12 protein-coding genes are annotated in these 16,678 nt (G+C 49.6%); 1 reads left to right on the top strand and 11 read right to left on the bottom strand.

Features of this window, described 5'->3' with window-relative positions:
- Positions 1-5: 5 nt before the first annotated feature.
- Positions 6-1,370: a glutamate synthase subunit beta gene (locus FSU_RS11010; protein ID WP_014546483.1), complete on the bottom strand. Its 1,365-nt coding sequence runs from the start codon at positions 1,368-1,370 to the stop codon at positions 6-8.
- Entirely contained in the window at positions 1,370-5,788 is a 4,419-nt protein-coding gene (gene gltB, locus FSU_RS11005) for a glutamate synthase large subunit (protein ID WP_014546482.1), read from the bottom strand. The genes FSU_RS11010 and gltB overlap by 1 nt, the downstream gene beginning before the upstream one ends.
- Before the next feature lie 435 nt (positions 5,789-6,223).
- Between gltB and FSU_RS11000 the strand changes: the two genes are divergently transcribed.
- Entirely contained in the window at positions 6,224-8,344 is a 2,121-nt protein-coding gene (locus FSU_RS11000; RefSeq protein ID WP_014546480.1) for a glutamine synthetase III family protein, read from the top strand.
- A gap of 150 nt (positions 8,345-8,494) precedes the next feature.
- On the opposite strand, the gene FSU_RS10995 is transcribed toward FSU_RS11000, so the two are convergent.
- The 9 genes from FSU_RS10995 to FSU_RS15935 all read right to left on the bottom strand — a co-directional run bounded on the left by FSU_RS10995 (position 8,495) and on the right by FSU_RS15935 (position 16,083).
- Positions 8,495-10,018, bottom strand: a complete 1,524-nt coding sequence (locus FSU_RS10995; RefSeq protein WP_014546479.1) for a sigma 54-interacting transcriptional regulator — start codon at positions 10,016-10,018, stop codon at positions 8,495-8,497.
- Between the two features lie 164 nt (positions 10,019-10,182).
- A complete protein-coding gene (locus FSU_RS10990; RefSeq protein WP_014546478.1) occupies positions 10,183-11,391 on the bottom strand; it encodes an LL-diaminopimelate aminotransferase in 1,209 nt (402 codons plus the stop codon).
- Positions 11,391-12,245, bottom strand: coding sequence for a diaminopimelate epimerase (gene dapF / locus FSU_RS10985; protein ID WP_014546477.1), 855 nt, complete (start codon positions 12,243-12,245; stop codon positions 11,391-11,393). The genes FSU_RS10990 and dapF overlap by 1 nt, the downstream gene beginning before the upstream one ends.
- A 222-nt stretch (positions 12,246-12,467) precedes the next feature.
- The gene (locus FSU_RS10980; RefSeq protein WP_015732122.1) at positions 12,468-13,022 is read right to left on the bottom strand and encodes a hypothetical protein; all 555 of its coding nucleotides are present in this window, start codon (positions 13,020-13,022) and stop codon (positions 12,468-12,470) included.
- Between the two features lie 189 nt (positions 13,023-13,211).
- A complete protein-coding gene (locus FSU_RS16440; RefSeq protein ID WP_014546475.1) occupies positions 13,212-13,373 on the bottom strand; it encodes a hypothetical protein in 162 nt (53 codons plus the stop codon).
- A 248-nt stretch (positions 13,374-13,621) separates the two neighbouring features.
- Positions 13,622-13,855: a hypothetical protein gene (locus FSU_RS10975; RefSeq protein WP_155808768.1), complete on the bottom strand. Its 234-nt coding sequence runs from the start codon at positions 13,853-13,855 to the stop codon at positions 13,622-13,624.
- Between the two features lie 5 nt (positions 13,856-13,860).
- Positions 13,861-14,424: a DUF5915 domain-containing protein gene (locus FSU_RS10970; RefSeq protein ID WP_244263622.1), complete on the bottom strand. Its 564-nt coding sequence runs from the start codon at positions 14,422-14,424 to the stop codon at positions 13,861-13,863.
- A gap of 245 nt (positions 14,425-14,669) precedes the next feature.
- A complete protein-coding gene (locus tag FSU_RS10965; RefSeq protein WP_015732120.1) occupies positions 14,670-15,281 on the bottom strand; it encodes a GIY-YIG nuclease family protein in 612 nt (203 codons plus the stop codon).
- A 40-nt stretch (positions 15,282-15,321) separates the two neighbouring features.
- Positions 15,322-16,083, bottom strand: coding sequence for an FISUMP domain-containing protein (locus tag FSU_RS15935; protein WP_015732119.1), 762 nt, complete (start codon positions 16,081-16,083; stop codon positions 15,322-15,324).
- Positions 16,084-16,678: the final 595 nt, after the last annotated feature.

Genomic DNA, 16,678 nt, shown 5'->3' with positions numbered 1-16,678 from the left:
CTCCGCTACTTAATTGTAGCAACTTTTGCCTTGGCATCGGCCATGGCGCGCACCACAAGGGAGGCTCCATTGGCACAGTCGCCAACTGCATAGATATGTCGGGCCGGATCCTGGATAATCGCCGTACGCGGAGTGAGCGAAAGTCCGAGATCGTTCACGATACCTTCGGCAGGCACACCGGTAAAGCCCATGGCGAGCACCACCAAATCTGTATCGATGACTTCGGTCGAATTCGGGACTTCGTTCGGCTTGAGCGGACGACCCTGTGGGGACATTTCCCATTCCACGCGAACCGCTTCGACACCGGCAACGCGACCGTCTTTCACAATAAACTGCTTAGACGACACATTCCAGCGACGTTCACCACCTTCATGCTGTGCATAGCTTGTACGCAACATATATGGCCAATCCGGCCACGGAGTGGACGGAGAACGTTCCTCAGGCGGCTTCGGCATGAATTCCACCTGCAAAACGCTTTCGCAACCTTCACGAATGGCCTTACCGACACAGTCGTTACCCGTATCGCCACCGCCAATCACGAGCACCTTGCGGCCCTTGGCGGAGAACTTTTCCGGATTCGTCTCGCCCGGTTTTTCGGCACCATGCAAGAAGTCGAGAGCAAGGAAAATGCCTTCGGCATCGCGGCCCGGGATTTTAAGGTCACGGGCATTCGGTGTACCAATTGCAAGGAAGACTTCGTCAAAATTCTTGTGGATGTATTCCGCAGCAATATCCTTACCGATTTCGGTATTATAGACAAACTTAATTCCAGCAGTTTCAAGCAAAGCCACGCGGCGGTCAATCACAGACTTGTCGAGTTTCCAGTTCGGAATACCGTAGCGCAACAGGCCACCGGCCTTTTCACGCTTTTCGTAAACCGTGACAGCAAAGCCCTTACGACGCAGCGCTTCGGCAGCAAAGAGCCCGGCAGGGCCAGAGCCAATCACTGCCGCCGTCTTGCCATTCGGTTCCGCTTCGGGGAGCACCACACGGCCTTCTTCAAAAGCGGTCTCGATAATGAACTTTTCAATCTGGCGGACCATCACCGGATCGTTATGGACATTGCCCGTGCAAGCAGATTCGCAAAGTGCGGGGCAAACACGGCCCGTAAATTCCGGGAAGAACGCGGTCTTACTGATAATGTCGTAAGCACGTTCCGCATTTCCTAAAGCGACTGCTGCATTGAATTCCGGCACAAGGTTTCCGAGAGGGCAACCCGCACCATGACAGAACGGAATGCCGCAACTATGGCAACGGCCCGCCTGGTTTACCACTTCAATAGAAGTGAGTTTACGTTCAACTTCCTTGTTGTCCTTGACGCGCTCTTCAACAGGGCGGTAGACATCTTGTATGCGTTTCACCTGTTCCATTATGCCTTCCCCTGTAATGCGTTGCGGTAATCCACCGGGAATATTTTCACAAATTTCGGACGTTCGCTATTCCAGTTTTCAAGAATGCGATTGCCCTTTTCACTGCCTGTAGCCTTCACATGCTGGCCGATGATATCAAGCAATTCCTTTTCGCTATCGGTACCCGGGAGCACACTTTCAAGGTCCACAGAATCTACGTTACAGCTCAAGTCGAAGTGACCCGTTTCGTCGTACACGTAAGCAAAGCCACCCGTCATACCGGCAGCAAAGTTCACGCCCACGCGACCGAGCACAACCACGCGGCCACCCGTCATGTATTCGCAACCATGGTCGCCAACACCCTCCGAGACGAGGAGCATACCGGAGTTACGGATACCGAAGCGTTCACCAGCAAGACCGTTGATGAAGATCTTACCAGAAGTTCCACCGTAACCGATAACGTTACCGGCAATGACATTGTCTTCAGCCTTGAAGCTTGCATTGCTAGGCGGGCGGACGATAATCTTACCTCCAGAGAGGCCCTTACCCATAAAGTCGTTTGCTTCACCTTCGAGGTCAAGCGTTACACCCGGAGCAAGGAAAGCACCGAAGCTCTGGCCAGCCACACCGTGCAAGTGGACCTTAATCGTATCTTCAGGGAGACCCTTCACGCCAAAGTGTTCATCAACTTCACCGGAAAGTTCCGTACCCACCGTACGGTCGGTATTGTGAACAACCGTGCAGAGTTCCACATTGGCACCGCTCTTGAGCGTATCGCTAACGAACGGCAAGAGTTCACGACGGTCAAAGTTTTCGAGAGCTTCCTTCACGTAGTTCTTGTCGTAAGACTTGATGCCGCCATTGACGGTTTCAAAAATCTTCGAGAAGTCAAGGTTGTGAGCCTTGTAGAAGGCAATAGCTTCATCGCGTTCAAGCAAGTCGCTACGGCCGCAAGCTTCTTCGAGAGAACGCAGGCCAAGGCTTGCCAAAATTTCACGGACTTCGTCTGCAATGAAGTAGAGGAAGTTTTCAACGTATTCCGGCTTACCGGCAAAGCGCTTGCGGAATTCCGGATCCTGCGTTGCAATACCCATCGGGCACTGGTTCGTGTGGCACTTACGGTCCATCACGCAGCCAAGGCTAACGAGCAAGTTCGTTGCAAAACCAAATTCTTCGGCACCGAGGAGGGCTGCGACCACCACGTCACGGCCCGTCTTGAGCTGGCCATCGACCTGGAGTTTCACGCGGCCACGCAAGTCATTGAGGACAAGCGTCTGTTCCGCTTCGGCAATACCGAGTTCCCACGGAAGACCAGCATGCTTAATGGAAGTAAGCGGAGAAGCACCCGTACCGCCATCATGGCCAGAAATGAGCACCACGTCGGCATGAGCCTTTGCGACACCAGCAGCAATCGTACCCACGCCCACTTCAGAAACGAGCTTCACAGAGACACGAGCCTTCGGGTTTGCATTGCGCAAGTCGTAAATGAGCTGAGCCAAGTCTTCGATGGAGTAAATGTCATGGTGCGGCGGCGGAGAAATCAAGGACACGTTCGGAATTGAGTGGCGTATTCGTGCCACAAATTCGTTCACCTTGTGAGCCGGCAGCTGACCGCCTTCACCCGGCTTTGCACCCTGAGCCATCTTAATCTGCAAGTCCTTTGCATGGCGCAAGTAGTCAATCGTCACGCCAAAGCGGCCCGAAGCAATCTGGCGAATGGCAGAGCTACGGATATCACCGTTTGCGGCAGGAGTATTGCGGTCCGGATCTTCACCACCTTCACCGCAGTTGCTCATGGCACCGATGCGGTTCATGGCAATAGCAATCGTTTCGTGGGCTTCTGGGCTCAAGGAGCCAAGGCTCATAGCGCCTGCCACAAAGTGGTGGATAATGGATTCGCGGGATTCGACTTCAGAGATATCAATCGGAGTCGTCTGCTTGAACTTGAAGAGGCCACGCAATGTTGCCTGACGTTCAGATTGGTCGTTGATGAGCTTGCTGTAGGCCTTGAACTTTTCGTAATCGCCACCCTGCACAGCCTGGCGGAATGTAGCGAGCGACTGCGGAGTCCACAAGTGCTTTTCGCCTTCCTTGCGGAAGCTGTACTGGCCACCCGACTGAAGAACCTTGCTTGCATCGGCAAATGCGACATTCTGGCGTTCACCCACTTCGCGAGCGATTTCTTCAAGACCGATACCTTCGATGCGGCTAGCCGTACCCGGCAAGAACTTTTCGACAAGTTCCTTGTTCAAGCCGACAGCTTCAAAGATCTGGGCACTGCGGTAGCTACGGAGCGTCGAGATACCCATCTTCGACATGATCTTCAAAAGACCCTTGTCCACAGCCTTGACGTAGTTTGCAGCAGCCGTCACCGGATCGACATCCAGGTCGCCGCTATGGCACATGCTGGTAAGGCTCTGGAATGCAAGGTACGGGTTGATGACCGTTGCACCGTAACCGAGCAACAAAGCAAAGTGCATAACTTCGCGGACTTCACCGGACTGCACAATCAAACCGATTTCCGGACGAACACCAGCTTCGACCAAGGTGCGGTTCACGCAAGCCGTTGCCAAAAGCGAAGGCATCGGCACGTAGCCCCAATCCACGTTCTTATCCGAAAGCACGATGATATCAAAACCGTCGCTCACAGCACGCACAGCATCACCTGCCAAATTCTGTAAAGCGGCTTCGAGCACCTCACCGTTTCCGCCCAGCGGGAACTGCATCTTGAGCACCTTAGCCTTGAAGCTCTTATCGCCAATGTTTTCAAAGCGGCGGATTTCGTCTTCGGTCACGATCGGGCGCGGAATCTTGATGAGGTGCGCCTGTTCCGGAGTTTCTTCAAGAATATTGCCGTGGTTACCGATGTAAGTCGTAAGGCTCATCACGAGCTCTTCACGAATCGGGTCAATCGGCGGGTTCGTCACCTGGGCGAACAACTGCTTAAAGTAGTTGAACAGCGGCTGCGGCTTGTCCGAAAGCACGGCCAAAGCGGCATCGTTACCCATGGAGCCGATCGGTTCTGCACCATTTTTGGCCATCGGCTTCAAGATGACAGACAAATCTTCGGCAGAATAGCCAAAGCGCTTCTGCTGTACGAGCAAATCATCCGGAACATCAGACGGATTGATTTCGCTGAAGAGGCCACGAACACTCATCTTGTTTTCGGCAACCCAGCGGCGGTAAGGTTTGCTACGTGCCACCTGAGCCTTCATTTCGGCATTTTTCAAGATGCGGTGGTTTTCCAAATCGAGGTAGATGATTTCACCTGGTTTGAGGCGGCCCTTTTCTTCGACTTCATCATCGCGCAAGTCAAGCACGCCCGTTTCAGAAGCCATCACGAAGAGGCCATCTTTACATAAAGTGTAACGTGCCGGACGGAGGCCGTTACGGTCAAGGATTGCGCCCGCATTCACACCATCGGAGAACGCGACAGCAGCCGGACCATCCCACGGTTCCATGAGCATGGATTCATATTCAAAGAAGCCACGCACATCGCGGCCGAGGTAATGCTTCTGGCCCCAGGCCTGCGGCATGAGCATCATCATCGCATGCGGAAGGCTACGGCCCGCAGCAACGAGAAGTTCAAACATATTATCAAGGCTAGCCGAGTCACTCTGACCACCCGGAACGAGCGGCAAAAGCTTCTTCAAGTCATCACCGATAACAGAGCTCTTCAAATGCGGTTCACGAGCGCGCAAGCTGTTGAGGTTACCGCGCAACGTATTGATTTCGCCGTTGTGAGCGAGGTAACGGAACGGATGGGCAAGCGGCCAAGTCGGGAACGTATTCGTAGAATAACGCTGGTGGACAAGTGCAATCGGGGATTCAAAATCGAGATCGTTCAAGTCCTTGTAGAAGCCTTCAATCTGGCTTGCAAGCAAAAGCCCCTTATAAACAATGCTACGGCGGCTGCAGCTGCAGACGTAAAGACCTTTGCAAGCCTTTTCAATCAAGCGGCGCACCACATACAGCTTAATGTCGAAAGATTCATTCGTGCTGAATGCAGAACCGTCAAAGAACACCTGACGAATATGCGGCAAGGTTTCGCGAGCCGTGCGGCCAATCTTAGTCGGGTTTACCGGAACTTCGCGGAACTGGAGAACCTTCACGCCTTCAGCTTCGGCAATTTCACGAATCTTAGCGTCAAAGGATTCCGCTTCAAGCGTATTTTCGACAAAGAACATGCCAACGCCATAGCGTGCCGGAAGCGTCGGATAAAGCTTGCGGAAGAACTTGTGCGGCATAGAAAGCAAAAGGCCAGCGCCATCACCCGTTTCCGGGTCGCCACCAGCCGCACCGCGATGCATAAGTCTTTTCAAGACCGTGATACCCTGCAACACTATCTGGTGCGAGGCAACATTATTAATATTAGCGACCAGGCCGACACCGCAGGCGTCGTGTTCGTTGGCCGGATCGTAAAGTGCTTGAGCGTTCATATATATCCTTTCCTAATTTTTGCGCTTCCTATTTGCAAAATCCGTGCCAATTTTTGGAAAACCGCTCATAAAATGTAAAACAGGCGTTTTTTTAGGGTTTTTCATATTTATATTGGAGCATTAAAGAGTATTCTTTTTACAAAAATCGTAAAGAAATATCGTAATTTTACACAACGCGTAAACATCACTCGGCAGCACGAAAATTTTCACAATCTTCGGAAATTTTCCGACCAACCTTTTAACCCACTAAGTTTTACACTTTTTGTATTTTCAATTAAAGTTTTTCATTTATTGTAATTTTTACAACTAAGTAAAAATCAAGTGTAATCTTTTACATTTTTGAAATCGCGCAGATTTCGCCATTTTCTGGTTCGTCTCCCCTTTTGGCACACTTTTTGCATTTGGCAGACCGAAAAATTCAAATAGGAGATTGCCATGAGCAACGAATACAGATTAAAAGCTATCAAGGAAATCGCAAGTGAAAACGCAACGGGCGTAATGCCGGCAGCACCTGCAAACATCGACTTTTACGGCGAAGATGTTTTCAACGCCGAAGCGATGCGCACCTACCTTCCGAAAGACATTTGCAAAAAGCTCTTCGCTACTATTGATGACGGCGCACCGCTCGACCCGAGCATCGCAGGCGAAGTTGCACACGCTATGAAAAAGTGGGCCATCGATCGCGGCGCCACTCACTTTACTCACTGGTTCCAGCCCCTTACCGGTTCTACTGCAGAAAAGCACGACTCCTTCCTTGAACCCGAAGATGGCAAAGCCATCCTCGCGTTCAGCGGCAAGAACTTGATCGTCGGCGAACCGGACGCATCTTCCTTCCCGAGCGGCGGCCTTCGCTCTACGTTTGAAGCCCGCGGCTACACCGCCTGGGACCCGACCTCTCCGGCATTCATCAAGCGTCACGGCAACGGTGCAACGCTTTGCATCCCGACCGCATTCTGCAGCTACACTGGTGAAGCACTCGACAAGAAGACTCCGCTCCTCCGCTCCATCCAGGCTTTGCAGAAATCCGCCGACCGTCTCATGGGCCTCTTCGGTGTCGCTCCGCAGAAGGTCACCGTCACGCTCGGTGCCGAACAGGAATACTTCCTCGTCGACAAGCGTTTCTACCTCCAGCGCCCGGACCTTTATCAGGCCGGCCGCACCTTGTTCGGTGCAGCTCCGGCTAAGCACCAGCAGATGGAAGACCACTACTTCGGTAGCATTCCGTCTCGCATTTTGAACTTCATGAACGATGTGGAAAAGGAACTCTGGAAGCTCGGCATTCCGGCAAAGACCCGCCACAACGAAGTCGCTCCGGCTCAGTTCGAACTTGCTCCGATGTTCGAAGAAGTGAACCTCGCTTGCGACCACAACATGCAGATTATGGAAGTCCTCCGTCAGGTTGCTGACCGCCACGGACTCGTCTGCCTCCTCCACGAAAAGCCGTTTGCAGGCATCAACGGTTCTGGTAAGCACAACAACTGGTCTGTGAACTACGGTAAGACCAACCTCTTGAACCCGGGTAAGGACCCGCACCAGAACGCCATCTTCCTCACCACGCTCTGCGCTGTGATTTACGCCGTCGATACTCACGCTGACCTACTCCGTATGGCTGTTGCAAGCGCTGGTAACGACCACCGCCTTGGCGCAAACGAAGCTCCTCCGGCAATCATCTCCATGTACCTCGGCGACCAGCTTGCTGACGTCGTCGACCAGCTCGAAAAGGGCGATCCGAAGTCCAGTAAGCAGGCTGGCGCACTCAAGCTCGGTTCCGACACTCTCCCGCCGCTCCCGCGCGACGCTACGGACCGCAACCGTACTTCTCCGTTCGCCTTCACCGGCAACAAGTTCGAATTCCGCGCACCGGGCTCCAGCCAGAGCTGCTCTGAACCGAACGTCATCCTCAACACGATCGTTGCAGAAGCATTCGACATCATCGCCGACAAGCTCGCCAACGTTCCTGCAGACAAGTTCCACGAAGAACTCCAGAACCTTCTCCAGAAGATCGTCAAGGAACACAAGCGCGTTATCTTCAACGGCAACGGTTACACGGACGAATGGGTCGAAGAAGCTGCAAAGCGCGGCCTCCCGAACACCCGCACTACTATGGAAGCCCTCCAGGCACTCAACAAGAAAGAAAACGTCGCCCTCTTCGAAAAGTACGGCGTGTTCAACAAGCGCGAACTCGATTCCCGCTACGAAGTCAACATGGAAGACTACCACAAGAAGATTCACATCGAAGGTGAAATCGCTCGCGACATGGCCAAGGACATCATTCTCCCGCAGGCTATCGAAGCTTACTCCGCCGCTCTCAAGGCCAACGAAATGGCTCTGAACCAGGGCTTCCCGGCTCTCGATTCTTACGCCAAGCCGCTTGGCGAAGGCATCAAGAAGCTCCTCGCTGCTATTGAAGTGATGGAAAAGGCTCTCGCTTCCAAGCACGAAGATATCTTGAACGGTATGCTCGACCTCCGCTTGGTTGTGGACTCTCTCGAAAAGATTGTTCCGGACGAAAAGTGGCCGCTTCCGAAGTACCGTGAGATGCTCTTCATCTACTAATGACAAGCCTCTAATTAAGCACATCAAAACCGAAGACAAGTCACTCGCCATTGGCGAGTGGCTTTTTTGCTTTTTCGCATTCCCCAGAGCATACAAAAAAGGTTGCACGCCATAAAGCGTACAACCTTTTCGTTTATAAATTAATTAAAACTATCGACCGAGCTTAATTCCAAGCTTGTTCATGCGGTAATTCATCATGCGCGGAGAGACCCCCAAATCGCGCCCTGCTGCAGAGATGTTACCGTCATTGCGCTTAATCGCTTCAGTAATGATTTCACGTTCATAGTTATCCATCATCACCTCGAGAGGCGCAATCTTGTCACTCGGGGTTCCGCCCACAGAGCCTACGCTCAGGCTCGTCTGGAGCGAAGGCGGCAAGTTGTAGCTATGAATGCAATCATCCGTTGCCGTAAGCACGCCACGTTCTATGCAGTTTTCCAGTTCACGCACGTTGCCCGGCCAGTGATAGCTCATGAGCAAATTAATAGCCGTCGTCGAAAGGCGACCCACCTTCTTGTTGTAGCGCAAGTTCATCTTTTCAATGAAGTGCTCCGCAAGCAAGATGATGTCGGATTTACGCTTGGCCAAGTCCGGCATGGTGATCGGGAAAATGTTCAGGCGATAGAAAAGGTCTTCACGGAACTTGCCCTGCGCAATGAGTTCTTCAAGATTACGGCTAGTCGCCGCCAAGAAGCGCACATCCGAATGGAGTTCTTCGTTGCTACCGACACGGCTAAAGGTGCGTTCCTGCAAAAAGCGCAAGAGCTTCACCTGAGTTTGCATCGTCAGGTCGCCCACTTCATCCAAGAAAAGCGTACCGCCATTTGCCGCTTCAGCACGGCCAATACGGCGATTCAAGGCACCCGTAAAGGCGCCCTTTTCATGACCAAAAAGTTCACTTTCAACAAGGTTTTCCGGGAGAGCAGCACAGTTCAGTGTGATGAACGGCTTATCCTTTCTCGCAGACAAGTTCACAATCGCACGGGCAATCATTTCCTTACCCGTACCGCTACCGCCGCGAATCAAGACCGTTGCATCGCTAGGCGCCACCTGGCGCACTTGTTCGTACACCTGGCGCATTTCTCGGCAGTTACCCACCAGTTCGCCGGGGTTGTTCGAAAGCATATCGCGGAGCTTGCGGTTTTCTTCAAGCATCGCCTCACGTTCACCGTGGAGTTCAATGCATTCGTTAGCCGCATCGCCTGTGATGTTTGCAATAATTTCGAGTAAGGCCACATCGCGATCCAGATCGGTTGAACCGTCCACCGGGCGGTCAATCGAGAGCGTTCCAATGACCTGACCATCATGAATCAGGGGAACGCAGATAAATGCCACCTGGGTTTCGTAATGGCGGCTACCCGTACGGTTCAAGAACCTGGAATCCTTACGCAAGTCCGGAATCACATGGCTCAAGCCACGCTCGGCCACATGTCCCGTAATGCCTTCGCCCATACGGTAAAAGCCACGTTGCTTTTCCGTTTCGTCAAGCCCGCGCGAAGCTTCGATTTTCAGCGTATCGCCAAAAAGCAACGCGAAAGTTCCGCGCAACATTCCAAGTTCGGATTCCAAAATGCCAAGGACATTCTCGAGCAACTTTTCCACATCGCGCTCGTGAATAATCGCAACGCTAATCTTCTGGATGACCGAAATTTCAGGACCAATAGAGGAGGGCATGGACATAAGATAGTAATTAGAATTCGCGCCTTCGGCGCAGTTACTAGTTAATAGTTATCAGTTACTAGAATTTTTAAGACCTAGTAACTAGCAGCTTAGAACTTAGTTGGCTGAGCATAGAGAAAAAAGCAATGTTCTAAGTTCTAAGTTCTAAGTTCTAAGTTCTAAAGTTTCTCTCTGATTCTCTTCAGGGCTTCGCAGGTGCGTTCATAGTCGCCAAAGGCAGTCAAGCGGAAATACCCTTCGCCACACGGGCCAAAGCCACTTCCAGGCGTCCCCACAACTTCGCACGTAGCAAGCAGGCGGTCAAAGAAGTCGAAGGACTTTTCTCCATCCGGAATCTTCCACCAAATGTACGGGGCATGTTCACCACCGAACACTGTGTAACCTGCTGCAGTCAGTTCCTTGCGGATAACGCCAGCCGTACGCATGTAACCGGCAATGACTTCCTTTGTCTGCTGCCAGCCCACCGGCGAATAAATCGCTTCGGCAGCACGCTGCGTCACATAGCTCACGCCATTGAACTTGGTGCATTGGCGACGGTTCCACATCGCATGGAGTTTCGAAAGTTCATGCGGAATGACCGTGTAGGCACAACGCACACCCGTAAAGCCAGCCGTCTTACTGAAGCTGCGGAATTCGATTGCGCAAGTACGGGCGCCCGGGATTTCAAAAATGGAATGTGGGAGTGATTCGTCCTGAATGTAGCAGTTGTAGGCGCCATCAAACAAAATCAGAGCCCCATTTTCGTTTGCGTAGTTGACAAACTTCTGGAGCGTTTCGCGGCTAAGCACCGTACCCGTCGGGTTGTTCGGGCTGCAAAGGTAAATCAGCTGGACCGGATTCTTCGGCAAGTCCGGCTGGAAATTATTTTCAGCAGTCGATGCAAGGTAGGTCACCTTAGAAAAACGTCCATCATCTTGCAACACCCCTGCACGGCCCGCCATCACGTTGGAGTCCAAATAAACCGGGTAAACAGGGTCCGGAATCGCGATATTTACATTTTCTGTAAAGAGTTCCTGGATGTTCGCCACATCGCACTTGGAACCATCGCTCACAAAAATGTCGTTCGGATCCATTTCAATGCCACGGGCCGTATATTCACCACGGACAATCGCCTCGCGCACAAAGTCATAGCCCTGTTCCGGACCATAACCGCGGAAAGTACCCTTCACCGCCATTTCATCGACCGCATTGTGCATTGCCTTGATTACTTCGGGAATCAAGGGAGTCGTCACATCGCCAATTCCCAAGCGAATGATATCAGCATCAGCGTGTGCGCCCTGATATTCCTTGATTTTCTGGGCGATAGTAGAGAAAAGGTAGCTGCCCGGCAGCAAGTCGTAGTTGGTATTTACAATAGATGAGTTCATTAGATTGTTCCTTTAAATACTTCCTGTGCAGGGCCAGTCATGAGCACCGGACCGTCCTCTTCATGCTTGATGTGGAGCGTGCCGCCATCCAGGATGACATCCGCTTCAACGCCCACGCGGCCTGTACGCTGGGCTGCCACGAGAGTCGCACAGCTACCAGTTCCGCAAGCCATCGTCACACCGCAGCCGCGTTCCCAAACGCGCATACGGATCTTACCGGGAGCAACCACCTGGGCAAATTCAATGTTGCAGCGGTCAGGGAACTGCCTATCCACTTCGAGAACGCTCCCCCAATTTTCAAGCTGAATCTTTTCAATATCATCCACAAAAATCACAGCATGCGGATTACCCATCGAGACCGTTTCGGCCGTGAAATCATAGCAGTCCGCCGTAAGCTTGATAGAGCCTAGGAACGTCCTGGGAAGCCCCATATCCACACACACACGGCCATCATCCAAAAGCGCCGGACGCACAAGGCCGCTCTTCGTATGCAAATTGAAAACCTTGGTATTTGCATCTTTTGCAAGACCGCGAGTCTGAATGTACTTCGCGACACAGCGCGTCGCATTCCCGCACATCGCCGCCTCAGAACCATCGGCGTTGAAAATGCGCATTTCAAAATCCACGCCATTTGCAACAGCCTTCGAAACAGGGCCTTCGCTGATCCCGTTTAACACGAGGCATCCGTCGCCATCCATCGGAGTCACAACAACTACGCCATCGGCACCAATGCCAAAACGACGGTCGCAAAGTTTAATGATACGCTGTTCAAATCCGCTGCTAAAATCCAGCGACTCACCCGGTTCCAAGAGCACGAAATCGTTGCCCAACCCGGTCCATTTTGAAAAATTCATAAGCACATTCCATTAAAGGAGTTTAAGATTATCGCCCCCTTAATGCAAAGAACGTGCCAATTTTACAGAAATTGTTAAAATTACCGAATTTAAGCGAAAATCGGCATTTTTCAGGACTTTTAATGGATTCTCATACTTTTTAATCTTTACATAAATTGTAAATTATAACTTTAAGTTTTACATTTCGTGTAAAAGATTAAACAAGAAAGTGTAATACAAAGCCTATTTCGCGTTAGACTCTTCAAGTTCCAATAAATGTACAACATCTTCAATGGGGAGGCATTCATCATCCACGCTTCCTAGCCCCGCATTTGAGCTGTTGATCGCTGCAATCAGGGATCTCCCAAAGGCAATCGCATTCTCATCCGCCTTCGTTGCCGAAGTCGTAAACCGATGACCACACGAACCACAGGTCATGGCAATGCTCTTCGCCCCCGAAAGAGGACTGCCGCCACCGCCGGTACAATAGGCAGTTTCATGACACTTGGGGCATTCCGCCTGAAACGTCGGATTCTTCCACAAGCGAATCAATCCGCCCAAGAAAGCCACCGGCACATTCCATTCTCCAGAATAAGCTAGCCCAAAACGAATGCAGTCTATATGGCAACGCGCCATCTTATCATCAGCAAGAATGCGCTCCCTATTACGAATAAATAGAGGCACATTCTCGCGAAGGATGCGTCTACGGCGTTCCTTACGGGCCCTGTAAATATCAGCAATGGCACGTTCTTCCATGTGCAACGCCTGCTGATCATCGCTGATTGTCGACTTTTCCATAAAACACCTCCGAATCTAGTGCGCTTTTAACTGTATTTGTGAGGTTTTTCTGAACGCATTGTGTCAGCATTTAACAAAATTCAATAATCAACTCTGTGACAAACGTGGATATAAAAAAACCAACACTCGCCCAAAACCAAAAATTGTTAAGCGTTGATTTCAAATCTTGTATAATCATTCTACCCACTTTTATATTTCGTCATCCCTCAGCATGTTCGAAGCAGCCGATCTAAAAAGTCTCCTCATGAACGCGTCGTAACCGGGATCGCCTTTCTTTGGAGGAAGAACGATTTTGTTAGTTTCGGGTTTGTTGTTCTGGTTCTGAACATTTTCAATTTGTTTTTCTTCCATATTGGACTCCTTTTTAAATAAAAACGCCGTTTTTCCATCATAATCGGCAATTTCACCATTTTCGACGATGCTCCCCCAGGTCCCCTAAAATCAGGCCCCTTCCACGCACGCCTGGTGCATATATGCTAATATACGCATAATTATTATCGAAAAACAAAAAGAAAAAGTAAACTGATTTGAAAATCTGAACAAAAAAAACGCCCTTTCGCAAGGAAAGAGCGTTTTTTCAGATTTTTTATTTTTTCGAGTTACGCTTTTACCGTCGTGAAGCTGAAGGCCTCGCCGTCGGCGTCATTCGCTTCCAAGCCATCGGCAACGGCAGCCCACTTGATGGCGACAGCCTGCGTCTCTCCCGCAATGTAAGTTTCATTCTCCGCGACGGCCTGCTTGAAGACTTGGCACTTTGTGCCCAACCTCTTCGGCTCGGCAATGCCCACGCAAGCGTGGCCGCTGCTCTCGCCTTGTGAGGTTGTCGCTTGCAATGAAATTATCTTACAGCTTCGACGAAGACCTTTTCGCCATCTGCATCAGATTCCTGCAAACCAGCAGTAGAATCCTTCCACACGATAGCGTCAGCCTGCGTCTCGCCCTTGATGTAAGATTCGTTTTCCTTCACAGCCTGCTTCAGCACTTCGCTTTCAGAATAAAGTTCAATGCTGATACGGTCTGAGATTGCAAAGTTCTGGTCCTTACGGCGGTTCTGGATGCGGTTCACGAGTTCGCGAGCCACGCAGGCGCGGCGGAGTTCGTCCGTGATCTTCAAATTCAGAGCCACAGTGAAGTGCTGGTTGGCTTCCACAGCCATGCCGTCGGCAACGATGCGGTTGAGCATCAAGCAGTCAGCACCAACTTCACCGAATTCGAACTTGATGGTTTCGCCAGCCTGGAGAGCCTTGATTTCATCAACCGTAAGGCTGTTGAGCTTAGCGGAAATCACCTTCATGTTCTTCGCGTAATCCGGACCCTTCGCCTTGATAGCGAGGAAGTTCGGCTTTGCAGAGAGCTTCACAAGCTTGGTTTGCACTTCGTACCAAATGCTAGGCTCGGTCATGCCCATGCAAGCACGGTCGCGACTCTCGCCTTACGCATTTGTCGTCTTCGAGGAACTTCATTTCGCGAACGTTGAGTTCTTTTCTTTTGGGCGTTCCCCACTACGTGGGTCGAGCTATATTTTAGGGGCAGCCGTCATCGCTTCGCTCGTCACCCGCCTCCTAAAACGGCACCACAGTGCCGCCCCAAGGGGTCACTACCCCTAACGCGAATTGAACATAACCCGCAATTTGTAGTCCTTTAGATTTAAATTTTCCTAACAGAATCCCCATTTCTGTCCATCATATTTTCCAACTTGCATTTTATCATTTTCGCTTGTTGGCAACAATAATTATCCCCATAATCGTTTTTCTTAACATTCAGAATATGCAACTTTCTGTTTATCTGACAAGTCTCTTCCTGATCTAGGCCTTTTTCTATCTCAACAAAGGACACCTTCATTTGTTGAATAATATCGTTAACAGCATTCTCCAAAAATTTTTTATCCAAAAATTTATTTGTAATCTTGTTCTGTATAATATACCCCAAATGCCTACGCATAGTTGAATTACGTATTGAGCCACAAATATGATTTTCTACAATTCTTCTTATAACGTTATCCGACTTTCCTACATAGACGCAACAATATGTATTTGTTTTGTCATACTCGAAATGTCCCTCCCTCTTCATTTTTTCATACTTTACAAGTTTTTTAAACTTAGGATCTTCTTTTCCTAACCAATCCAACAATTCTTTAACAAGCTTTTCCTTAGCCCACCATTTATAATAACCAGGAACCTTTTTTAATTTTTTCGCTTCAATCCAAAAAGACTTATCCTCGTATTCAAACTCTTGAAGAACAGTTTTATTATCGCTCATTTCGCATTCTATATGTTTAAGGCTTTTCAATACGAGATGATTACTTCATATCGCGAACTAGCCTAACGGAACAAAGGCACCGACCAGATTCTACCATCGCTTCCATTTTGTTTACAAAATTCATGCCAGGAACACCCGAAAATATTTTCTTATAGGACCTGTCAAATTTTTCGCAAAAACCAACTCTATCTTCTTCTATAAAGAAATATGCAGGTTTTCCATTGCGTTCCGAAGACATCCACAAGCGAGCCTCAATATGCATATCTTCTTCCTCATACCCTCCACGCCCTTTGAATTTCAAAAACTCCTCACGGAATCCATCTTTTTCCGATGCGAAAAGACTTCCATATCCACTATAAAGCGCAGAAAAACCAAAAGGGTCCTTGAAATCATCGTTCCAGCAAGGACTTTGAATGCGATTGCACTTAACGCCGTTATCCCGTCTTTTATCACAATTAAAAAGGCTATCTTTTAAATATTTGCTCAGGAACTTTATTGTTTGTATTTTAGGAACACCCACCGTTCTAGTCAATTGAATAAAATCTTTCTCCGAAGGCAAACGCCAGCCATCAGGAACCGCTTCCTTGGCTGCTTCAATGGTGTAAAGATATCCATATCCACCAACCACCTCTTGTTCGTCAATTTCGTCACGGATTCCGGGATCAGTTTGGTCATACGAATAACATTCATCCAATGTTTCAAAACAAAGATTTTCCGCAAACCATTCCTGTTTGCCAATGAAAACTGTTTTATATACATGTCCATCACGAGAATCTTTATAACTAGATTCATTTGCTGCCATAGCATCTCCCAATGATTTAGTCAGTTTTTTCCTGTAAAGGATTCCGTTTGTTTTCTCACAATTTTCCAAAACGGCTACAAAGTTGCACCCGTTTTCAATTGTTTACAAAAAAAAGAAAAAATCAAAGTGATTTGGTGTATTTATGAACCCCTTTTTCATCATATATACGTGCATTATTTCCCACTCTTACGGTCACAGAAGATGATGTAAAACCTATAAGTGCATCGGATGGTCTAGACCATATTTGTACACCCTTTTCATTAAACACATAAACGGACGAGCCCTTCTGTATTGCAGATCCAATCATATTATTATCCTTTTTGCCCCAATTATCCTATATCTAGCCGTGTGGGAACGTTCGCGACTAGTATTTACCTTACAAATTGCCAAATGGCAACACCAAGTCAATATACATTACCGGTTGCCAAACGGCAACCATTTTTTCACCAATTTTCTTTCAATAACCATTCAAAAAAAGTTTTTTTCCACGATTTTTGATGCCAAACGGCAACGTCCGGTTCGGGCTGATTCACGAGATGTTTTCAATACAACCCTCCAATTCAGTTGCCATACGGCAACTATACGAGAAGGTCTA

Origin of the sequence: Fibrobacter succinogenes subsp. succinogenes S85 (genome assembly GCF_000146505.1) — a bacterium.
Classification (GTDB): Bacteria; Fibrobacterota; Fibrobacteria; order Fibrobacterales; family Fibrobacteraceae; genus Fibrobacter; species Fibrobacter succinogenes.
This window is presented reverse-complemented; position numbering and strand designations above follow the sequence as displayed.